Here is a 21,667-nt window from a genome sequence, read left to right on the forward strand (position 1 = left end):
AACCGGTGCGGCAACCTGAGCCGCGGCCTGGGGCATGATCATCTGCGGGGCAACGCTAACCTGGCCGGAGAAATTACGGCTGATGCGAACGGACTCTTCCCCTTCGGAGATTTCCAGCTCGGCGATGCCGGACTCTTCAACCAGTTCAATCAGCTTCTTGATTTTGCGGATATCCATTAGCATTCTCTTTCTTCTTTATCTGATCAGTGATTATCAAGCCGCGCGCATCTGATGCACGGCCGCGGTTAAAGCGAATTGGTAACCATCGGCACCCAACCCGCAGATCACCCCCTTGGCGACATCAGACAGATAGGAGTGATGACGGAAGGGCTCCCTGGCATGAACGTTTGACAGGTGAACCTCGATAAAGGGGATGGCCACACCCAGCAGGGCATCGCGCAGGGCAACGCTGGTATGGGTGAAGGCGGCGGGATTGATGATGATGAAATCCACCCGGCCCATGGCCTGATGGATGCGGCCGATCAGCTCGTGCTCGGCATTGGATTGCAGATGTTCCAGGGTGACACCGAGTTCGCTGGCGCTGCGCGTCAGATCGGTGACGATCTCATCGAGCGTCTTGCTGCCGTAGATTCCCGGTTCCCGCTTGCCCAGCAGATTCAGATTGGGGCCGTTAAGCAGGAGGATTCGGTGATGTTGCGACATATTGAGTACATCCTCGATGATTATGCTGCTATCTATCAGCTATCTTTGGACTACCAAAAATCTAGCCAATTTTTGCACAAATCGGTGTGCCCTGACACACAGATTTCGCAATTATATTGATTTCGTGAAAATTAGCAGCATTTTACTGGTCTAATCTCTACATCTGGCTATTTATTGGCCTGGTTTGCCCGCAAGCCCTGCCTGCCACCGAACTCTGCCCTGTCCGGATCCCGAAGACAACAAAGCCGGCACGTGGCCGGCTCTGTTGACGTGGGGAAGAGACTCACGCCGCTTCCGACTTCTCGCGGATCAGCTTGTCCACGACCCCCGGATCCGCCAGGGTGGAGATATCCCCCAGGCTGTCGGTTTCGCCGGTGGCGATCTTGCGCAAGATACGGCGCATGATCTTGCCGGATCGGGTCTTGGGCAGCCCTTCGGCCCAGTGGATCACGTCCGGGGTCGCGATGGCGCCAATCTCCTTGCGCACCCACTCCTTCACTTCCTTGTGCAACTCGCGGCTCGGCTCTTCCCCGGCGATCAGGGTGACATAGGCGTAGATGCCCTGTCCCTTGATCTCGTGGGGAACACCCACCACCGCCGCTTCGGCGATCTTCGGATGGGCCACCAGAGCGGACTCGATTTCGGCGGTGCCCATGCGGTGGCCGGAGACGTTGAGTACATCATCCACCCGGCCGGTGATCCAGTAGTAGCCGTCCTCGTCGCGACGGGCACCGTCGCCGGTGAAGTAGCGACCCGGGAAGGTGGAGAAGTAGGTCTGCTCGAAGCGCTCGTGATCGCCGAACACGGTACGCATCTGGCCGGGCCAGGAGTCGGTGATCACCAGGTTGCCCTCGGTGGCGCCTTCCAGCGGCTCACCCAGGTTGTCCACCAGAGCAGGCTGTACTCCGAAGAAGGGACGGGTGGCCGAGCCGGGCTTGAGGGCGGTGACGCCGGGCAGCGGAGTGATGAGGATGCCGCCGGTCTCGGTCTGCCACCAGGTGTCGACGATGGGGCAGCGCTCGTCGCCGATGGTGCGGTAGTACCACTCCCAGGCTTCCGGGTTGATGGGTTCACCCACCGACCCCATGATGCGCAGGCTGGTGCGGGAAGTGCCTTCGACAGCCTCCTTGCCCTTGGCCATCAGTGCGCGAATGGCGGTGGGGGCGGTATAGAGGATGGTGACCTGGTGTTTGTCCACCACCTGGCTCATGCGGTTGGTAGCCGGGTAGTTGGGCACCCCTTCGAACATGACGGTGGTGGCGCCGTTGGCCAGCGGCCCGTAGACCAGATAGGAGTGACCGGTGACCCAACCCACGTCGGCGGTACACCAGTAGATGTCCTCTTCGTGGTAATCGAACACGTACTTGAAGGTGAGGGCGGTATAGACCAGATAGCCGCCCGTGGTGTGCAGCACACCCTTGGGCTTGCCGGTGGAGCCGGAGGTGTAGAGCACGAACAGGGGATCTTCGGCGCCCATGGCTTCGGGCGGACAATCCGGGCTGGCGGCGTTGACCGCATCATGCCACCAGATGTCTCTGTGCTCGTGCCAGGCCACGTTGCCACCGGTGCGCTTGAGGACGATCACCTTGCTGACCTTGGTATCCGGGTGGGTAAGGGCCTCATCCACGTTCTTCTTGAGGGGGATGGGGCGACCGCCTCGCAACCCCTCATCGGCGGTGATGACGACGGAGGCGCCGGAGTCGATGATGCGGCCCGAGAGCGCCTCCGGCGAGAAGCCGCCGAAGACGATGCTGTGCACGGCCCCGATGCGGGTACAGGCCAGCATGGCGATGGCCGCCTCCGGCACCATGGGCATATAAAGGCAGACCATGTGGCCACGCTTGACCCCCTGGGCTTTGAGCACGTTGGCAAACTTGCACACTTCGGCGTGCAGTTCGCGATAGGTGATCTTGCGATCTTCAGCCGGGTTGTCCCCTTCCCAGATGATGGCGACCTTGTCGCCGCGCTCGCTCAGATGACGATCCAGGCAGTTGGCCGAGACGTTGAGCAGACCATCCTCATACCACTTGATGGAGACGTGGCCCGGATCGTAGGAGGTGTTCTTGACGCGGGTGTAGGGGGTCATCCAGTCAAGGATCTTGCCCTGCTCCCCCCAGAAGGCGTCCGGATCCTGCACCGACGCTTGATACATGGCTTCATAACCTTCCTTGTCCAGCAGGGCGCCGTTGCCGATGTGGGCCTTGACCGGGTAGACCTTGCTCTCGCTCATCTCTCACTCCTGTGAATACATTTTCTTAATGATTGAGTAACAACTTATACCTTTGGTTCCCGAGGGCAATTAGACTTTTGGATAGCGACGAAGATAGCGGCCCGGAAGGCCATGATGAGGAAGGAGAAGGGAGCCATGGGCTCCCTTCTTTGCTTGCGTGGTGGCGTGGCCAAGGCTCAATGGCGGAGGGGGAGCAGGGGAGGCAGGCTGGGTTCTGGCAGGGGATGGCTGAACAGGTAGCCCTGTCCCTCTTCGCAACGCAGGGATTGCAGGAACTGGCGCTGGGGCTGGGTTTCTATCCCTTCCGCCGTGACGGCCATGCCGAGGGAACTGGCCAGCTGGACTATGGTCCGGCACAGCTCGCGGCTGTGCTTGTCGTCGGGCAACGCCTGGACGAAGGCCCTGTCTATCTTGATGCGATCGATGGGCAGGCTCCTGAGCAGGCTCAGGGAGGAGAAACCGGTGCCGAAGTCGTCGATGGCGATCTGCACCCCCAGCGCCTTGAGACGGGTGAAGAGCCGCAGACTGTGATCCACGCTCTGGATGATGCTCTCGGTGACCTCGATCTCCAGCCGTTCGGCAGGAAAACCGGTCTCGGCCAGAATGGCTGTCACCCGCTCCACGTAGTCGTGGGAACGCATCTCCCTGACCGACACATTGACCGAGAGCCGGGGCACGGCGAGCCCTTCGGCCAGCCACTGCTGCCCTTGCCGGCAGGCGGTGCGCATCACCCATTCGCCCAGTGGTTCGATGAGACCGCACTCCTCTGCCACCGGAATGAAACGGTCCGGGGATATCATGCCAAGGCTGGGATGCTGCCAGCGGATCAGGGCCTCCAGGCCGCTGAGATGACCATCCGCCAGATCCGTCATGGGTTGGTAGAGCAGGCGAAACTCTTGCTGCTCAATGGCCTTGAGCAGTCCCTGCTCCAGCAGCATCCGCTCCCTGGTCTGTGTCGTCATGTCGGGGGAGTGGAACAGATAGCCGTTGCGGCCACGGCGCTTGGCTTCATGCATGGCGTTGTCCGCCGCGCTGATAAGGCTGTCCGGGGTCTGGCCATGCTCCGGATAGAGGGAGACGCCGATGCTGGCGGAGAGCCTCACCCGCTCCTGGGCGATGTCGGCGGGATCGTGCAGCCTGCGTTGCAACCCCTCGATGAGACCCAGCAGATCCTGGGTGTCTCTGATGGCGGGCAGCAACACCAGAAATTCGTCTGCCCCCAGCCGGATGGCGATGTCTCCGGGGCGCAGGCAGTGGCGAATGCGGTCTGCCGACAGCTTGAGCAGCAGATCGCCGGCACTGTGCCCCAGGTTGTCGTTGATGAGCTTGAAGCCGTCGAGATCGATGAACAGCAGCGCCAGGACGTGGTGGTTCACCCTGGCCGTCTCTATCTCCAGGGTGAGGCGCTCTTGCAGCAGATGGCGATTGCCGAGATCGGTGAGAGGATCGTAATAGGAGAGGTGCTGCAAGCGGGCTTCGGCCTGATAGAGACGCAGTGCATGAAGGTGGGTCATCTCCTGCAGGCCGAGGGACGCGGGTGCATCGAGGTGGGTGCTTGTCTGTACGGACTCCCTCATCATGAGGAAGATGCCGCTGAAGGTGCCCTCCTCATCCAGCACGGAGCTGACGCTCACTTGCCAGCGTGCGGGAGAGGCCGCGTGGGAGAGACCGACCGTCTCCACCTCAAATGCGCATCGGGGGGCCCCTTGTCGCAGTTGCTGAAACAGCGGGAGCAGCTGGGGAGTCTGGGCAGGGACAATGTCGAACAGCGTCTTGCCCGGGTGCTCTGCCCGCGCGAGGCCGGTCAGTTCGGCAAAGCGTCCGTTGACGTCGCGACACCTGAATTCGTGATCGAAGACCCCAATCCCGATGGGCGCCTGGGCGAACAGCTGTTGCAACTCGTAGGGAGAGAGCGGGCCTGACAAATGCCGTGTCGGAACCGATTCGGCAGCACTTTTTCCATGGGGGCTCCTGAATTGATTGCTTTGTCATTTGGACGACTGTGTCAGTATGGCAGGAAGTGTCAGGAGAGAAAGAAAGTGTGAGAAGGGTGTGAAATCAACGGGATGTCAGCCTTTCTGGCGGCCAAACGCCTGGATCCCGCGAACAAATACCAGCCAGCCCACCAGATGAAACGGCAACGCCATGGCGTAGAGCACCAGCCAGTGGCTCTCGGTGCCGCTGCTGTTGATGAAATCTGCCCAGGCGGCGAGCAGGGCCAGCATGCCCGCTATCTGGAAACGGCGACGCAGCACCACTTCCACCCCGAGATTGGCGAGGTAGAGGGTCAGCAGGATGCCGGCAAAGCCGGTGAGCTGGGCGGTGCCGTAGAGCGCGCGGTCCGGGTTGAACAGCAGCGTCACGAGGGGAGTGAGACCCTGATCCAGCGGGATCAGGGCCAGCAGCCAGCATGCGATAAGAAGCAGGGCTGTCTTCATGCCGGGCTCAGTCGGCGGACGGTGCCGGTTTGACCAGGGAGAGGTAGTTGGCGTCCATCTTGAGGAAGACTCCCAGCAGGCGGGCACTGGCACCGTAGAAGCCAAACGTGTCGGCGGCCCGGCAGGCCTGCTCGAAGCGCTCGAACCAGCCCAGCAGGTGACCGTGCAGCAGGGACTCCTGCTCGCCAAGCCACGCCTCGCGCTGGTCGGCGGTGGTCGACTCGGCGGCGCGGATGATGAGGCTGCCCATCAGATCCAGCTCGATGGCCAGATGATCGGCAGGCTCATTGTACTTGTTGCTGACGTTGATGCCGAGGCGATCGAGGCGAGCCTGCATCTCGGTCATGGGGGCCTGCATCAGCTGCTTGCCTTCGCCCCGGTAGAGGGATTCGTAGGGCAGGGCACCCTGCCCGGGAGCGCTCAGGAACAGGCCGGCGAAGTCGGCGGCCAGGGCCGTCTGGCGCTCGGGGCGCACCAGCAGGCGGGCGATGGCGTCGTTGAGCTCGGCCACGGCTTCGCGCATGGGGTCGAGAGTAGAGAGGCTCTTCAAGAAGCTGCGCACGTCATAGGTGTCGTATTCAGCGATCTGTGCATCACTGAGTTCGGCAGCAAACAGGGTGGAAAACCACCAGTAAAGCTCGGCCCGGCGTTCGCTGGTCGCCATGAATTCCTGCATTTTTCCTCCGTGGATGACAATCGGGAGCCTTGATGGCCCCCGATTCTAACGACTTTAAAAATAAAGGAAACTCATGGGGCCTTTTGGCTGGATAGCGCCAGGAGAGGGGGGCGCTATTGCGGGATCGCCGTGGGCGACGAGAAGGCCAACCTACTCCTCGACGCGATAGAGCACCTGCTTGCAACGGGGGCAGATGTGCTGTCGGCGGTAATCCACCTGGTGCACCAGGCCGACCTCCCGCTGCTGATGGTGACCGCAATGGATGCAGAAGATGAGATCCCCGTCGGCGGCGCCGGGATGGGCCGCCAGGTACTGCTCCCGGGTGGGAAGTGTCTCCCAGTTGGCGGTGCAGGCACCCTTGCGGCTGGCGGTGTAGTAGACCCAGTAGAAGAGAGCGAAGACCGCGACAATCACGAACAGCATCAGATGATCCATCATGGCGTTTCCCCTTGTGTTCCGGGATGGCAGGGAGCGACACCCGCTCGTGCAGATGTCCCATGGCCTAAAGATGTTATCTGTTAGTAAATGCTATATCCATGATCTGGCTCTGGTTTCTATCGCCTTGCCCGGGAAGTGGGGACGATGGCTGGAGCCGGATTGCGGGTGTGGGGAGGCCGGGGGGATGAGCGAAGCCAGGGGGCGGGATTCGAAATTTGCGACGTATTTTACATTTTATAAACAATTTTTTGGGTGGTTGGACTGTCTCTTTGATCCAGCTCACGTTACAATGCGCGGGCCCACTTCACCTATCGCGCAAACGATTTTCAGGAGATAAACGGATGTTGAAACGTGACATGACCATCGCCGGCTATGATCCAGAGCTGTGGCAGGCCATCACAGACGAGACCCGTCGTCAGGAAGAGCACATCGAGCTGATTGCGTCCGAGAACTACACCAGCCCCCGCGTCATGGAAGCCCAGGGCTCCCAGTTGACCAACAAGTACGCCGAAGGCTACCCGGCCAAGCGTTACTACGGCGGTTGCGAGTATGTGGATGTGGTTGAAACCCTGGCCATCGAGCGCGCCAAAGAGCTGTTCGGTGCCACCTACGCCAACGTGCAGCCACACTCCGGCTCCCAGGCCAACAGCGCCGTCTACATGGCCCTGCTGCAACCGGGCGACACCGTGCTCGGCATGAACCTGGCCCACGGCGGTCACCTGACCCACGGCTCCCCCGTTAACTTCTCCGGCAAGCTGTACAACATCATCCCCTACGGCATCGACGAGTCCGGCAAGATCGACTACGACGAGATGGAGCGCCTGGCCGTTGAGCACAAGCCGAAGATGATGATCGGCGGCTTCTCCGCCTACTCCGGCATCGTCGACTGGGCCCGCATGCGCGAGATCGCCGACAAGATCGGTGCTTACCTGTTCGTGGACATGGCCCACGTAGCCGGTCTGATTGCCGCCGGCGTCTACCCGAACCCGGTGCCCCACGCTCACGTGGTCACCTCCACCACTCACAAGACCCTGGCCGGTCCGCGCGGTGGTCTGATCCTCTCCGCCGCCGACGACGAAGATCTGTACAAGAAGCTGAACTCCGCCGTCTTCCCGGGTGGTCAGGGCGGCCCGCTGATGCACGTCATCGCCGGCAAGGCCGTGGCCTTCAAGGAAGCGCTGGAGCCCGAGTTCAAGACCTACCAGGCCCAGGTTGTGAAGAACGCCAAGGCCATGGCGGCGACCTTTATCGAGCGCGGCTACAAGATCGTCTCCGGCGGTACCGACAACCATCTGATGCTGGTTGACCTGATCGGTCGCGAGCTGACCGGCAAAGATGCCGACGCAGCCCTCGGCAAGGCCAACATCACCGTCAACAAGAACTCCGTACCGAACGACCCGCGTTCCCCGTTCGTGACCTCCGGCGTGCGTATCGGCACCCCGGCCATCACCCGCCGCGGCTTCAAGGAAGCCGAGTCCATCCAGTTGGCCAACTGGATCTGCGACGTGCTGGACAGCCACGACAACGAAGAAGTGCTGGCGACCGTGCGCGAGAAGGTGCTGGACATCTGCCGCCGCTTCCCGGTCTACGCATAATCAGCCTGACCTTCAGGTTGAAGACCAATGCCACCCTCGGGTGGCATTGTTTTTTGCAGCGTCTGGCAAGATGAGACAGAGGTGATCATGTGCGATGACATGGAAGAGGACGTGCTGGAGGCGTCACTGCGGCAGACGGTTCGCGCCCAGTACCACTTTCGCGCCAGCGAACAGGGGCTGCTGGCCTGGGATGTGCGCCGCTTGATCCGGCTGAGCCGCAACCTGCCGGTGCAGGCAGTGGCACTCGGCGAGATTGCCGAGCTTGACCGCGACCACTGGTACGGCCATGGCGACGCCACGCCCACGGTGCGCAGCGTGGTGGCGCATTGCCAGCTCATGATGGCGGCGGATCTCGCCTATCCCATCCTGCTGGACAGCGCCGGCCGGGTGATGGATGGCATGCACCGGGTGGGCAAGGCGCTGATGCTGGGCCACAGCCATGTGGCTGCTCGCCGGTTCGCGGCGGATCCTGCCCCCGATTACCAGGATTGCGACCCCGAGGCGTTGCCCTATGACGACTGAGTCCTGCCCGAAGGTCTGGCTGGTTGTCCCTTGTTTTCATGGGCTTTTACCGGCTCTGGATGGCCGTGTTACACTGGCCGGCCTAGCGCCAGCCCTCGGGGCCCGCGCCCATTTTCATCCACGCCGGAGGTCAGATGCATTGCCCTTTCTGTAGTGCCGTTGATACCAAGGTGATCGATTCCCGTCTGGTGGCCGAGGGCCATCAGGTGCGCCGCCGTCGCGAATGCCTGCTCTGTCACGAGCGTTTTACCACCTTCGAAATGGCCGAACTGGTCATGCCCCGCGTCATCAAGTCCAACGGCTCCCGCGAGCCCTTCAACGAAGACAAACTGCGGGCCGGCATTCTGCGGGCGCTGGAGAAGCGGCCGGTGAGCATGGAGGCCATCGAGAAGGCGGTCAACCACATCAAGTCCCGCCTGCGGGCCACCGGTGAGCGTGAAGTCGCCTCCCAGCTGGTGGGCAATCTGGTGATGGATGAGCTCAAGAGCCTGGACAAGGTGGCCTACATCCGCTTTGCCTCCGTCTACCGCAGCTTTGAAGACATTCGCGAATTCGGGGAAGAGATCGCCAAGCTGGAGAAGTAACGCCGGCCTGTCGCTCCCTATGTGAATAAGAGAGGGGCTGCCGTTGCGGCAGCGCCAGTTGTTACACCAGTGAGACATCCAGATAGCGCATCGTTGCACTGGTGAAAAAGTATGAGGGCGTGCGGCCGCATCCTGCGATGTGTGTGCCCGTCGCCATGGCGTCAGATGCCATGGCCGATCTGCCCGAGAAGGCGTGCGGCAAGCGCGTACACCCTATTTTCTTGTCCCATCGGATGGCCGTGCCACGGGGGACAGGTTGCTGGACACAGGAGCCCGGATGTTTAGTCAAGACGATTACCAATGGATGAGCCGGGCCCTCGAACTGGCCCGGCGCGGCCGTTACACCACGGCCCCCAACCCCTGCGTCGGCGCCGTGCTGGTGAAGGCCGGCGTGGTGGTAGGGGAGGGCTGGCACAAGCGGGCCGGTGAGCCCCATGCCGAGGTCTATGCCCTGCACGCGGCAGGGGAAGAGGCCCGCGGTGCCACCGCCTATGTGACCCTGGAGCCCTGCTCCCATCATGGTCGCACGCCCCCCTGCGCCGAAGCGCTCATCAAGGCCGGGGTGACCCGGGTGGTCGCCGCCATGGTGGATCCCAATCCCCAGGTGGGCGGGCGTGGCCTGCGGATGCTCTCCGAGGCGGGGATCAAGACCGATTTCGGCCTGCTGGCCGCAGAAGCCGAGGCCCTCAATCCTGGTTTCTTCAAGCGGATGCGCACCGCGTTCCCGCTGGTGACGGTCAAGCTGGGGGCTAGCCTGGATGGTCGCACCGCCATGGCGAGTGGCGAGAGCCAGTGGATCACCTCTCCGGAGGCGCGCCGGGACGTGCAGCGGCTGCGAGCCCGTCACGATGCGGTGCTCTCCAGCGCCGAAACCGTGCTGGCGGATGGCGCCTCCCTCACCGTGCGCTGGGACGAGCTGCCCCCCTCGGTCAAGGCGGTCTATCCCAAAGAGACCCTGCGCCAGCCGCTGCGGGTCATCGTGGATTCGCAAAACCGGCTCACCCCGGATCTGCCCCTGTTCCAGAGCGAGAGCCCGGTACTGCTGGCCCGCCACAAGGCATCCGGTGAGTGGCCCGCCTGGGTGCAGCAGCTGGAGGTGCCGCTGCTGGATGGCAAGCTGGATCTGGTCAGCCTCTTCATGCTGCTGGCCAAACAGAACGTCAACTTGGTACTGGTGGAGGCGGGACCACGGCTGTGCGGCGCCCTGCTGGAGAAGGGGCTGGTGGACGAGCTGGTGCTCTATCAGGCGCCCAAACTGATGGGGGATGAGGGGCGCGGCCTGTTCCATCTGCCGGGGCTGACCCGGCTGTTCCAGGCCCCCAAACTCAACCTCAAGGATGTGCGCATGCTTGGCCAGGATATTCGCATCACTGCGAAAATAGCCTGATTTTTCAATGTTCACGGGGGCATCCGTCGCCCCCGTCATCAGCAAGGTGATCTGCATGTTTACCGGAATTATCGAAGCGGTGGGAACCCTGGCCGAGCTGCGTCGCCAGGGGGAGGACATGGCCCTCACCGTGCACGCGCCGACCCTGGACTTCAGTGACGTCAAGCTGGGCGACTCCATCGCCACCAACGGCGTCTGCCTCACCGTGGTGGCGCTCGGGGATCACAGCTATACCGCCGACGTCTCCCTGGAGACCCTCTCCCGCACCGGTTTTTCTGCCGCCAAGGTAGGGGATCCGGTCAACCTCGAGAAGGCGCTGATGCCCACCTCCCGCCTCGGCGGCCACCTGGTCTCCGGCCACGTGGACGGTATCGGCGAGGTGAAGAGCAAATCGTCCAGCGGCCGCGCCATCGAATACTGGATCAAGGCGCCGGGGGAGCTCTCCCGCTACATCGCCGAGAAGGGGTCGATTGCGGTGGATGGCATCAGCCTCACCGTCAATGCGGTTCAGGGGGATCTCTTCCGGCTGACCATCGTGCCTCACACCGCCCAGGAGACCACCATCGCCCGCTGGAAACCCGGCTACCGGGTCAACCTCGAGGTGGACCAGATAGCCCGCTATCTGGAGCGGCTGATGACGGGCAAGCGCGAGCAGAGCAGTGCCTCTACCCTGACCCTGGAGAAGCTGGCCCAGTCCGGATTCTTGTGAGCCGTTTTGACGGGAAAACGCGGTTCTGTGATCCCGCGCGGATTGAAACGGGGCCGCGTGCCCCCATCTAGAGCACAATACGCAGTATCAAGTCGAGCCGACTGGCTCAATCCCCAAGCATGTTGATGGAGTAGCCCATGGCGCTGAGCACGACCCAGGAAATCATTGCCGATATCAAGGCTGGCAAGATGGTGATCCTGATGGATGACGAAGACAGGGAGAACGAAGGGGACCTGATCATGGCCGCCTCCTGTGTCCGCCCGGAAGACATCAACTTCATGGCGCGCTACGGTCGGGGGCTCATCTGCCTGACCCTGACCCGGGATCGCTGCAAGCAGCTGGCGCTGCCGCTGATGGTCGATCGCAACAATGCCCAGTTCTCCACCGCCTTCACCGTCTCCATCGAGGCGGCGGAAGGGGTGACCACCGGCATCTCCGCCGCCGACCGCGCCGTCACCGTGCAGGCCGCGGTGGCGCCCCATGCCAAGGCCGCCGATCTGGTGCAGCCCGGCCACATCTTCCCGCTGATGGCGCAGGATGGCGGTGTGCTGACCCGCGCCGGCCACACCGAAGCGGGCTGCGATCTGGCCCGGCTGGCCGGCTTCGAGCCAGCCTCCGTCATCGTCGAGATCCTCAACGAAGACGGCACCATGGCCCGGCGCCCGGATCTCGAGATCTTCGCCGAGCAGCACGGCATCAAGCTCGGCACCATTGCCGACCTTATCGAATACCGCAACCAGCACGAGACCACGGTAGAGAAGGTGGCCGAGTGCAAGTTGCCCACCGAATACGGCGAGTTCGACCTCGTCACCTTCCGCGACACCATCGACAACCAGGTCCACTTCGCCCTGAAGAAAGGGGACGTGAAGGCCGACCAGCCGACCCTGGTACGGGTGCACCTGCACGACGTGCTGAGCGATCTGCTGCTCACCGACCGCCACAGCGCCCGCAGCTGGCCGCTGCCCAAATCCATGGCCCGCATCGCCGACGAGGGCGGGGTGCTGGTGATCCTGGGGGCGGAAGCCCATGGCGCCGAGCTGCTGGCCAGGGTCAAGGGTTTTGAAGCCGCCGACAAGGGGCTGGCACCGGAAGGGGCCAAGTGGCAGGGCACCTCGCGCCGGGTCGGGGTCGGTTCCCAGATCCTCAAGGCGCTGGGGGTCGGCAAGATGCGCCTGTTGAGCTCTCCCAAGAAGTACCATGCCCTCGGTGGCTTTGGTCTGGAAGTGGTGGAGTACGTCGGCGAGTAAGCGCTGAGTATGGTTGAATTCATCACCATGGCCGCCCGTTGCGGCCATGGTTTTTTGTCGCGGCTCTGTTGTGCTAGAATGCGTGCACTTTTGAGCCCGGCCCCTAATTGATTGCACAGAGACAGGATTTCCAATGAAGATTATCGAAGGAAATATCGCCGCTCCCGAGGCGCGTGTTGCTATTGTCGTTGCCCGTTTCAACAGCTTCATCAATGACAGCCTGGTGAACGGCGCGCTGGACGTGCTGAAGCGTCAAGGTCAGGTCCAGGAGAGCAATCTGACCCTGGTGCGCGTACCGGGGGCCGTCGAAATTCCCCTGGCGGCCAAGAAGCTGGCCAAGAGCGGTCAATACGACGCCATCGTCGCACTCGGCACCGTCATCCGCGGCGGTACCTACCACTTCGAACTGGTAGCGAGCGAGAACGGCAAGGGTCTGGCCCAGGTAATGATGGAATACGACATTCCCGTTGCCTTCGGCGTGCTGACCACCGAAAACATTGAACAAGCCATCGAACGCGCCGGTACCAAGGCGGGTAACAAGGGTGCAGAGGCTGCACTGAGCGCGCTCGAAATGATCAACGTCCTGAAACAACTGGACGTGTAACGAGGAGAAATGCATTGAAACCGTCCGAGCGCCGTAAGGCCCGCCATTGCGCCACCCAGGCCATCTACCAGTGGCAGATGACCCAGGCCAACGTGGGCGACATCGAAGAGCAGTTCAAGATCGATCAGGACACCAAGGGTGTGGACCTGAACTATTTCCGCGATCTGCTGTTCGGGGTTGCGGTCCACTGCAACGAGCTGGACAAGGTGTTCGCGCCTTTCCTCTCCCGTCCGCTGGAAGAAGTGGACATGGTGGACAAGGCGATCCTGCGTCTGGCGACCTACGAGCTGACCCGTCGTGAAGATGTGCCGCCGCGCGTGGTGATCAACGAAGCGATCGAGCTGGCCAAAGCCTTCGCCGCCGATGACAGCCACAAGTTTGTCAACGGCGTCCTGGACAAGGTGATCAAGACGCTGCCCAAGCGCTGATCCTGCTGTCCGTCAGCAATTAAGAGAGGAGCCAGCTTATTGCTGGCTTTTTACTGTATGGGTGAATTTGAGCTGATTGAGAAGTACTTCAAGGTCCCCCACGCCCGCAAGGACGTGGTGATGGGCCCTGGAGATGACTGTGCCCTGCTGACCCTGCCCCCCGACGCCCAGTTGGCGGTGAGCACGGACACCCTGGTGAGCGGCGTGCACTTCTTCCCCGACATGGATCCGGTGGATCTCGGCTACAAGGCGCTGGCGGTCAATCTCTCCGATCTGGCCGCCATGGGGGCCGAGCCGCGCTGGGTCTCCCTGGCCCTGACCCTGCCCGCCATCAACGAGCGCTGGGTCGCCGGTTTCGCCGAAGGGTTCCTCGAGCTCGCCGAGTACTACAACGTGGCGCTGGTGGGGGGAGACATGACCCGCGGGCCCCTCTCCATCACCGTCTCGGTGAAAGGATCGGTCCCGGCAGGTCGCGCCCTGATGCGCAGCGGCGCCAAGGCCGGTGACGGGGTCTACGTGACCGGTACCCTGGGAGATGCCGCCCTGGCGCTCTCCCACCTGCTGGGCAAGCGCACCCTCAACGAGAACCAGCTGGCGGCCGTGCTGCCGCGCCTCGACCATCCCCATCCCCGCATCCTGGCCGGTCAGGCCCTGCGCGGGCTGGCCAGCAGCGCCCTGGATCTCTCCGACGGCCTGGCCTCCGATCTCGGCCACATCCTCAAGGCGTCCGGCGTGCGGGCCCAGATCGATCTCAATCTGCTGCCCCTCTCCCCCGTGTTGCAGGATGCGGTGCCGGCCATGGATGCCTGGCAACTTGCTCTGGCCGGGGGCGACGACTACGAGCTCTGCTTCACCGTGCCCCAGGAGCATCACGGTGCCCTGGACACGGCGTTGGCCAATTGTGGCGTGAAGTTCACCCGCATCGGTCGCATCCTGGCCGGGGAGCCTGGCATCGACTACCTGCAGGACGAACAACCCGTCGAACTGCACCTCAAGGGCTGGGATCACTTCGCATGATGTCTTTCAAGATAAAGCCCGAGCTGACGCGGCTGAACCTTAAAAACCCGCTCCACTTCCTGGCGGTGGGCTTTGGCTCCGGCCTCTCCCCCAAGGCGCCGGGCACCATGGGGACCCTGGCAGCCATCCCGCTCTATCTCTTGGTGAGCGGGCTGCCGACCTCCTGGTTCATCGCCCTGCTGGTGGTGGGTTTCGTGGCGGGCATCCGCATCTGCCAGAGCGCCACCGACGCCATCGGGATGCCGGATCACGGGGCTATCGTCTGGGACGAGGTCATCGGATTCGGGGTCACCATGATTGCGGCCCCGGCTGGCTGGGAGTGGGTGCTGGCGGGCTTCGTGCTGTTTCGCCTGTTCGACGTGCTCAAGCCCTGGCCCATCTCCTGGTTCGATCGCCGCATTCACGGCGGGCTTGGCATCATGCTGGACGATCTCATCGCCGGCCTGTTCGCCCTGGCCTGCATGCAACTGCTTGCCCACTGGTGAGGGGAGGCGGCTCCCGAACGCCCTCTCGCTGTTTTTTCACTCCTCTCCTCTTGCAAAGAGGTCGGACACACCGCACACGCAGGCCCTGAGGGGCCTGCGTTTTTTTGTATGCAATCCCTCCCGGCTTGCCGTGCCGGCGGGCCTGTGGCCCAGGTTGATCCTTCTGCATTGTCCCTATTTAGCTCTGCCTATTTTTCCTTACTCCGGATATGCTGCCGTCAAAAAATCATTTCACATAAATATTCACTACTCATTCGAAGCTGGTCAGCATAATGCTGATAGTGAATAAGATGGTTTGTTGCTATTTTGTTGAAACATAATTGGTTGATGATCTCGCATTGCCAGCGTAATCTCTGGTAATGTGACTTTTATCGACATTTTAACCCCAGGGTGCCGGCATTCTCTGGGCAAAGTATTGCGAAATTGTATAACTGGATCATTTACACCCGCGGGCAAACCGACTAACTTACTCGCGGGTTATTCCAAAAAAATGCAAAAAACCCGCCCGGATCGCTGGTTTGGCTGCCTCATGGATTGAGCGTTAATTACACAACAACGGCTCTCGAGCAGTACCAAGGCACAACCAGCATCTGCGGCTGATTTACGGACGAATTATTTGGGACGGATGTCCCCCGCAGAGGTAACCATGTCCTTGCTTGAAGTCAAAAACTTGCGGATCGAGTACCCCTCCCGCTACGGGGTGCTTGCCGCGGTCAAGGATCTCTCTTTTTCTGTTGAAAAGGGCGAGATCGTCGGCGTCGTCGGTGAGTCCGGCGCTGGCAAATCCACCATCGGCAACGCCGTCATCGATCTGTTGAGCCCGCCCGGTCGCATCGCCCGTGGTGACATCTACCTCAACGGCGAGCTCATCTCCGGCAAGAGCCAGAACGAGATGCGGGCCATTCGCGGCTCGCGCATCGGTTTCATCTTCCAGGATCCCATGACCTCCCTCAACCCGCTGTTCACTGTGGAGCAGCAGCTGGTGGAGACCATCCTCGCCAACACCGACCTGTCTCGCGAGGCGGCCTTTGCCAAGGCCCTCGAGCTGATGGGGGCGGTGGGGATCCCGAACCCGGACGTGCGCATCAAGCAGTATCCTCACCAGTTCTCCGGTGGCATGCGCCAGCGGGTGGTGATCGCCATCGCCCTCTCCGGGGATCCCGAGCTCATCATCGCCGATGAGCCGACCACGGCGCTGGACGTCTCCATCCAGGATCAGATCCTCCAGCTCATCCGCAACCTGTGCAAAGAGCGCCAGGTAGGCTGCATGCTGGTGACCCATGACATGGGGGTGGTCTCCAACGTCACCGACAAGGTGGCGGTGATGTACCGCGGCGATCTGGTGGAGTTCGGCACCACGGAACAGGTGCTGGGCCGCCCCAATCACCCCTATACCCGCAGCCTCATCTCGGCGGTGCCCCGCTCGGATGTGAAGCTGGTGCGCTTCCCCCTGGTCTCCTATATCGAGGATGCCGGTGCGGCGGATACCAGCATCGATCTCAAAACCCACTGGCTCGGCCAGAGTCAGGACGAGCGCACCTATGAAGGCGCGCTGCTGCGGGTGGAGAACGTGGATCTGAAGTTCGTCACCAAGGATTCCATCTTCCCGAGCCGCCGCCAGTACGTGCGCGCCTGCAACAACATCAGCTTCGAGATCTTCGAGGGTGAGACCTTCGGTCTGGTGGGGGAGTCGGGCTCCGGTAAATCCACCATCGCCCGTGCCATCACCGGGCTCTATCCGCCCGACACCGGCAAGATTGTCTTCGAGGGGATCGATCTCACCGCCCTGAAAGGGGAGCACGAGCGTCGCCCCCTGCGCCGCCAGATGCAGATGGTGTTCCAGAACCCGTACTCTTCGATGAACCCGCGCATGAAGGTGCGTGACATCATCGCCGAGCCGATCCGCTTCCACCGCCTCGCCGAGAGCGAGCGGCAGATAGAGCAGATCGTCGGGGACCTGCTGGATCACGTGGGCCTGGGCCGCGGCGCCGGGGTCAAGTATCCCCACGAGTTCTCCGGTGGTCAGCGCCAGCGCATCTCCATTGCCCGCGCCCTGGCGACCCGCCCGCGCTTCCTCATCTGCGACGAGCCGACCTCGGCGCTGGATGTCTCGGTGCAGGCCCAGATCCTCAACCTGCTCAAAGACTTGCAACAGGAGCTTGGGCTCACCATGCTGTTCATCAGTCACGATCTGCCGGTCATCCGCCAGATGTGCGACCGCATCGGTGTGATGCAGCACGGTCATCTGGTGGAAGTGGCCGAGACCGAGAAACTGTTCACCAATGCCGAGCATGAGTACAGCCGCAAGCTGATCTCCCTCATGCCGGAATTCAAGGGAATGTCCCGCGAGGGGCTGGAAATCGCAAGCTAGGAAAGCACCGGTTCGCCGGTTTGTCTGTCAATAAAAAGCCAAAAGCATGGAGAAAGACATGAAGAAAGGATTATCCAAGATCGCCATGGCGCTGTTCGCCGCTGGTCTCGCGTTCAACGTTTCTGCTGCCGACATCAAGGTCGCCGTCGCGTCCGACGCCACCTCTCTGGACCCGCAGGAGCAGCTCTCCGGTCAGACCCTGGAGATGTCTCACCTGGTGTTCGACCCCCTGATGCGTTACACCCAGGATCTGCAGTTCGAGCCGCGTCTGGCCGAGAAGTATGAGCGCATCGACGACAAGACCGTCCGTTTCCACCTGCGCAAGGGTGTGAAGTTCCACTCCGGCAACGACTTCACCGCCGATGACGTGGTATGGACCGTCAACCGTCTGAAGGCCTCCCCGGACTTCAAGGCGATCTTCGACCCCATTGCCGAAGCCAAGAAGGTGGATGATTTCACCGTGGATCTCGTCACCGCCAAGCCGTTCCCGCTGGTACTGCAGACCGTCACCTATATCTTCCCGATGGACTCCAAGTTCTATAGCGGCAAGACCGAGGCGGGCAAGGACAAGGCCGAGATCGTGAAGAACGGTGACTCCTTCGCCTCTACCAATGTCTCCGGTACCGGTCCGTTCAGCGTCAAGTTCCGCGAGCAGGGCGTGAAGCTGGAATACGTGCGCAACGCCAACTACTGGGACAAGGCCTCCAAGGGCAACGTCGAAAACCTGACCGTGGTACCGATCAAGGAAGACGCCACCCGTGTTGCAGCCCTGCTGGGCGGCGACGTGGACATGATCTACCCGGTTGCCCCGAACGATCTGGAGCGCGTGAAGAACGGCAAGGATTCCCAGCTGGTCACCCTGTCCGGTACCCGTGCCATCATCATCGAGCTGAACCAGAACACCAACCCGGCGCTGAAAGACAAGCGCGTGCGTCAGGCGATCAACTACGCCATCAACCAGGTGGGCATCGTCGACAAGATCAACAAGGGCTTCGGTACCCCGGCCGGCCAGCTGAGCCCGAAAGGCTACGCAGGCTACAACGAGGCGCTCAAGCCCCAGTATGATCTGGCCAAGGCCAAGGAGCTGATGAAGGAAGCCGGTTACGAGAAGGGCTTCAAGATGAGCTTCATCTCCCCGGCTGCCCGCTACGTCAACGACGTCAAGATTGCCCAGGCCGTCTCCGCCATGCTGTCCAAGATCAACATCAAGGTGGATCTGAAGACCATGCCGGTGGCCCAGTACTGGCCGGAGTTTGACAAGTGCGCCGCTGACATGCAGCTGATCGGCTGGCACTCCGACACCGAAGACAGTGCGAACTTCTTCGAGTTCCTGACCTTCACCAAGGATGCCAAGACCGGCATGGGTCAGTACAACTGCGGCGGTTATGCCAACGCAGAAGCTGACAAGATGGTGATGGAAGCCAACACCGAGACCGATCCTGCCAAGCGTGCCGCCATCCTGCAGAAGGTGGAAGCCATGCTGATCGACGACGCTGCCTATGTGCCGCTGCACTGGGAAGACCTGGCCTACGGTGCCAAGAAGAACGTCGACATCAAGCCGGTGGTCAACGTGATGAACTTCCCTTATCTGGGTGACCTGGTGGTCAACAAGTAAGCGAAGCGTTTAAGGAAGGACCCGGCGGGGCACCCATGGTTGCCCCGCCATTAACAGAAGCCTGTGCCAAGACACAGGCCACGTAGAAGGACAAGCATGTTTACATTCCTGCTGAAACGGTTCTATCAGGCCGTGATAGTGATGTTCGTCATCAGCCTGGTCGCCTTCTCCATCCAGGACAACCTGGGGGATCCGCTGCGCGAGCTGGTGGGACAATCCGTCTCCGAGTCCGTGCGCCAGGAGCTGCGCGACAAGATGGGACTCAATGATCCCTTCCTCGTGAAATACAGCCGCTTCTTGAAGAACGCGGTACACGGGGATCTGGGCACTTCCTATTTCTTCAAGCGACCAGCCCTCGAGGTTATCCTCGACAAGCTGGTGGCTACCCTTGAGCTGGTGTTTGCCGCCGCGCTCATCATCGTCGTGGTCTCCATTCCGCTGGGGGTTTATTCGGCGATAAGACCGCGCAGCATCCTCACCAAGCTCATCATGGCGGTGAGCAGCATCGGCATCTCGATCCCGGTCTTCCTGACCGCCATCATGCTGATGTACCTCTTCTCCATCCAGCTGGGCTGGCTGCCGGCCTATGGCCGTGGCGAGACCTACAACCTGCTGGGCTGGGAGTCGGGCTTCTTTACCTGGGATGGTATCCTGCACCTGGTGCTGCCTGCGGTCTCCCTCTCCTCCATCATGCTGCCGCTGTTCATCCGGCTGGTGCGCTCGGAGATGCTGGAGCAGCTCTCCTCCGAGTACGTCAAGTTTGCCCGTGCCAAGGGGCTGGACAACAACAAGGTCTACTACCAGCACGCCCTGAAGAACACCATGCTGCCGGTCATCACGGTGGGCGGTGTGCAGATCGGGACCATGGTGGCCTACACCATCCTGACCGAGAGCGTGTTCCAGTGGCCGGGGACCGGCTTCCTCTTCCTTGAGGCGATCCACCGGGTCGATACGCCGCTGATCACCGCCTACGTCATCTTCGTCGGCCTCATTTTCGTGGTGACCAATACCCTGGTCGACCTGCTCTACGGGTTGATCAACCCGACCGTCAACCTGACCGCCAAGGGGTAACAGATGACTAATGCTGTAACTGCAAGCCCAAGCCGTTGGGCACGCTTCAAAAATTCCGACATCGTCTACTACTTCCTGCGGGACAAGGTAGCCATGTTCAGCTTTGCGGTGTTTGTGGTCTTCGTGCTGGCGGCTCTGCTGGCACCCTGGATCGCACCGCACAACGTCTATGACCAGACCAGCTTCGATCTGATGGATGCGGAGCTGCCCCCCTCCTGGCTGGAAGGGGGCGAGGCCCGCTTCTGGCTCGGGACCGACAACCAGGGACGCGACATCTGGAGCACCATTCTCTATGGCGCCCGCATCTCGCTGACCATTGGTCTGTTCGCGGTGGGGCTGCAGCTGGTGCTCGGTATCGTCATCGGTCTGATGGCCGGCTACTTTGGCGGTCGTATCGACAACCTGCTGATGCGCTTTGCCGACGTGCAGCTGTCGTTCTCCACCATGATGGTGGCCATCATCATCTCCGCCATCTTCCAGGCGACCTTTGGCTCCGAGTTCTACTCGAAGTTCGCCATCCTGATGCTGGTGGTGATCATCGGTATCGCCGAGTGGCCCCAGTATGCCCGGACGGTGCGCGCCTCCGTGCTGGCGGAGAAGAAGAAGGAGTATGTGGAAGCGGCTCAGGTGATGGGGTTCCGCGCCCCGCGCATCATGTTCCGCCACATTCTGCCGAACTGCCTGTCCCCCATCCTGGTCATCTCCACCGTGCAGGTGGCGAACGCCATCATGAGCGAGGCGGCCCTCTCCTTCCTGGGTCTGGGGATGCCGGTTGATCAACCGTCCCTGGGGTCGCTCATCAGCGTGGGCTTCAACTACATCTTCTCCGGATCCTGGTGGATCACCGCCTTCCCGGGCCTCTGCCTGGTGGTGCTGGTGCTGGTGATCAACCTGCTCGGCGACTGGCTGCGGGATGTGTTCAACCCGAAGATCTACAAGGGCTGATAAACCTTTCCACGAACTGGCTGCGAGGCCGTGATCAAGGTTCATGTGCTGCTCGCTTATGTGGAACCAAGGAGTGTTCAGGTATGTCTCGGTTCCTGAGCGGCTTGTAACCTTGTTGACGGCCTTCTCGCGACAGTGTGTGAACAGGGTTGGTCTGGCACAGTGAATAACAAAAAAGGGCGCCATAAGGCGCCCTTTTTTATTGCTTGCGATAACCCTTGTCAGGCCTGCAGCCAGCTCTCGATGCGGGTCTGAATGCCCACGCTGTCCAGCCCCAGCAGGGCGTAGATCTCGTCCTGGGTGCCCTGCTCGATGAAGCGGTCCGGCAGGCCGAGGTTGAGCACCGGTTTGCACTGCTTGCAGCCCAGCAGCAGCTCGTTCACCGCAGAGCCTGCACCGCCCATGATGGCGTTGTCCTCGAGGGTGACGAACTGATCGTGGGAGGCGGCCAGAGAGAGCACCAGCGCCTCGTCCATGGGTTTGACGAAGCGCATGTCCACCAGGGTGGCATCCAGCGCCTCGGCGGCTGCTCTGGCCTGTTGCAGCAGGGTGCCGAACGCCAGGATGGCGGTCCCCTTGCCCTCGCGAACGACACGTCCCTTGCCGAGGGGCAGGGCCTGCATCTCGCTCTCGGCCTGGATA

Annotated in this window: 21 protein-coding genes and 1 pseudogene; 14 read left to right on the forward strand and 8 right to left on the reverse strand. The window is 61.6% G+C overall.

What is annotated here, in order from left to right; translation table 11 throughout:
- From AACR77_RS18210 to AACR77_RS18240, 7 genes and pseudogenes are all read right to left on the reverse strand, one after another.
- A pseudogene (locus tag AACR77_RS18210) lies at nt 1–177 on the reverse strand (acetyl-CoA carboxylase biotin carboxyl carrier protein); the annotation flags it as partial.
- A 36-nt stretch (nt 178–213) separates the two neighbouring features.
- The gene (gene aroQ, locus AACR77_RS18215) at nt 214–663 is read right to left on the reverse strand and encodes a type II 3-dehydroquinate dehydratase (RefSeq protein WP_042883229.1); all 450 of its coding nucleotides are present in this window, start codon (nt 661–663) and stop codon (nt 214–216) included.
- 283 nt (nt 664–946) lie between these two features.
- Complete coding sequence (acs, locus tag AACR77_RS18220) at nt 947–2,893, reverse strand: acetate--CoA ligase (RefSeq protein ID WP_042883231.1); 1,947 nt, start codon at nt 2,891–2,893, stop codon at nt 947–949.
- A gap of 176 nt (nt 2,894–3,069) precedes the next feature.
- A complete protein-coding gene (locus AACR77_RS18225) occupies nt 3,070–4,818 on the reverse strand; it encodes an EAL domain-containing protein (RefSeq protein ID WP_052224828.1) in 1,749 nt (582 codons plus the stop codon).
- 144 nt (nt 4,819–4,962) lie between these two features.
- Nucleotides 4,963–5,331: a hypothetical protein gene (locus AACR77_RS18230; RefSeq protein ID WP_042014461.1), complete on the reverse strand. Its 369-nt coding sequence runs from the start codon at nt 5,329–5,331 to the stop codon at nt 4,963–4,965.
- Nucleotides 5,332–5,338: 7 nt separating this feature from the next.
- Complete coding sequence (gene torD, locus AACR77_RS18235) at nt 5,339–6,007, reverse strand: molecular chaperone TorD (RefSeq protein WP_042883233.1); 669 nt, start codon at nt 6,005–6,007, stop codon at nt 5,339–5,341.
- Between the two features lie 150 nt (nt 6,008–6,157).
- Nucleotides 6,158–6,445: a hypothetical protein gene (locus AACR77_RS18240; RefSeq protein WP_042883236.1), complete on the reverse strand. Its 288-nt coding sequence runs from the start codon at nt 6,443–6,445 to the stop codon at nt 6,158–6,160.
- A gap of 341 nt (nt 6,446–6,786) precedes the next feature.
- Between AACR77_RS18240 and glyA the strand changes: the two genes are divergently transcribed.
- The 14 genes from glyA (at nt 6,787) to AACR77_RS18310 (ending at nt 21,025) form a co-directional block, all read left to right on the forward strand.
- Entirely contained in the window at nt 6,787–8,040 is a 1,254-nt protein-coding gene (gene glyA, locus AACR77_RS18245; RefSeq protein WP_010675397.1) for a serine hydroxymethyltransferase, read from the forward strand.
- Nucleotides 8,041–8,127: 87 nt separating this feature from the next.
- Entirely contained in the window at nt 8,128–8,562 is a 435-nt protein-coding gene (locus AACR77_RS18250) for a hypothetical protein (protein ID WP_052224829.1), read from the forward strand.
- A 134-nt stretch (nt 8,563–8,696) separates the two neighbouring features.
- A complete protein-coding gene (gene nrdR, locus AACR77_RS18255) occupies nt 8,697–9,146 on the forward strand; it encodes a transcriptional regulator NrdR (RefSeq protein ID WP_010675395.1) in 450 nt (149 codons plus the stop codon).
- A gap of 277 nt (nt 9,147–9,423) precedes the next feature.
- Nucleotides 9,424–10,533, forward strand: a complete 1,110-nt coding sequence (gene ribD, locus AACR77_RS18260; protein WP_042883240.1) for a bifunctional diaminohydroxyphosphoribosylaminopyrimidine deaminase/5-amino-6-(5-phosphoribosylamino)uracil reductase RibD — start codon at nt 9,424–9,426, stop codon at nt 10,531–10,533.
- A 55-nt stretch (nt 10,534–10,588) separates the two neighbouring features.
- On the forward strand, nt 10,589–11,242 hold the full coding sequence (locus AACR77_RS18265; RefSeq protein ID WP_041212973.1) for a riboflavin synthase: 654 nt from the start codon (nt 10,589–10,591) through the stop codon (nt 11,240–11,242).
- Between the two features lie 137 nt (nt 11,243–11,379).
- The gene (ribBA, locus tag AACR77_RS18270) at nt 11,380–12,489 is read left to right on the forward strand and encodes a bifunctional 3,4-dihydroxy-2-butanone-4-phosphate synthase/GTP cyclohydrolase II (RefSeq protein WP_039040299.1); all 1,110 of its coding nucleotides are present in this window, start codon (nt 11,380–11,382) and stop codon (nt 12,487–12,489) included.
- 133 nt (nt 12,490–12,622) lie between these two features.
- Nucleotides 12,623–13,093 (forward strand): 6,7-dimethyl-8-ribityllumazine synthase, encoded by a 471-nt coding sequence (gene ribH / locus AACR77_RS18275; RefSeq protein ID WP_010675391.1) that lies wholly within the window; start codon nt 12,623–12,625, stop codon nt 13,091–13,093.
- Between the two features lie 14 nt (nt 13,094–13,107).
- On the forward strand, nt 13,108–13,521 hold the full coding sequence (nusB, locus tag AACR77_RS18280) for a transcription antitermination factor NusB (RefSeq protein WP_010675390.1): 414 nt from the start codon (nt 13,108–13,110) through the stop codon (nt 13,519–13,521).
- Nucleotides 13,522–13,578: 57 nt separating this feature from the next.
- Entirely contained in the window at nt 13,579–14,538 is a 960-nt protein-coding gene (thiL, locus tag AACR77_RS18285; protein ID WP_039040298.1) for a thiamine-phosphate kinase, read from the forward strand.
- Nucleotides 14,535–15,023, forward strand: coding sequence for a phosphatidylglycerophosphatase A family protein (locus tag AACR77_RS18290; protein WP_010675388.1), 489 nt, complete (start codon nt 14,535–14,537; stop codon nt 15,021–15,023). The genes thiL and AACR77_RS18290 overlap by 4 nt, the downstream gene beginning before the upstream one ends.
- A gap of 646 nt (nt 15,024–15,669) precedes the next feature.
- Nucleotides 15,670–17,394, forward strand: coding sequence for a dipeptide ABC transporter ATP-binding protein (locus AACR77_RS18295; protein ID WP_010675387.1), 1,725 nt, complete (start codon nt 15,670–15,672; stop codon nt 17,392–17,394).
- 58 nt (nt 17,395–17,452) lie between these two features.
- The gene (locus AACR77_RS18300) at nt 17,453–19,009 is read left to right on the forward strand and encodes an ABC transporter substrate-binding protein (protein ID WP_010675386.1); all 1,557 of its coding nucleotides are present in this window, start codon (nt 17,453–17,455) and stop codon (nt 19,007–19,009) included.
- 96 nt (nt 19,010–19,105) lie between these two features.
- Nucleotides 19,106–20,080 (forward strand): ABC transporter permease, encoded by a 975-nt coding sequence (locus AACR77_RS18305; protein WP_042014465.1) that lies wholly within the window; start codon nt 19,106–19,108, stop codon nt 20,078–20,080.
- Nucleotides 20,081–20,083: 3 nt separating this feature from the next.
- A complete protein-coding gene (locus AACR77_RS18310; RefSeq protein WP_029314771.1) occupies nt 20,084–21,025 on the forward strand; it encodes an ABC transporter permease in 942 nt (313 codons plus the stop codon).
- 221 nt (nt 21,026–21,246) lie between these two features.
- Here AACR77_RS18310 and AACR77_RS18315 read toward each other — a convergent pair.
- Nucleotides 21,247–21,667, reverse strand: a 421-nt coding sequence (locus tag AACR77_RS18315) for a transketolase C-terminal domain-containing protein (RefSeq protein WP_042883243.1), incomplete at its 5' end; no start/stop codon positions are given.

This window comes from Aeromonas sp. ZOR0002 (genome assembly GCF_963866995.1).
Lineage (GTDB): Bacteria > Pseudomonadota > Gammaproteobacteria > Enterobacterales > Aeromonadaceae > Aeromonas > Aeromonas caviae.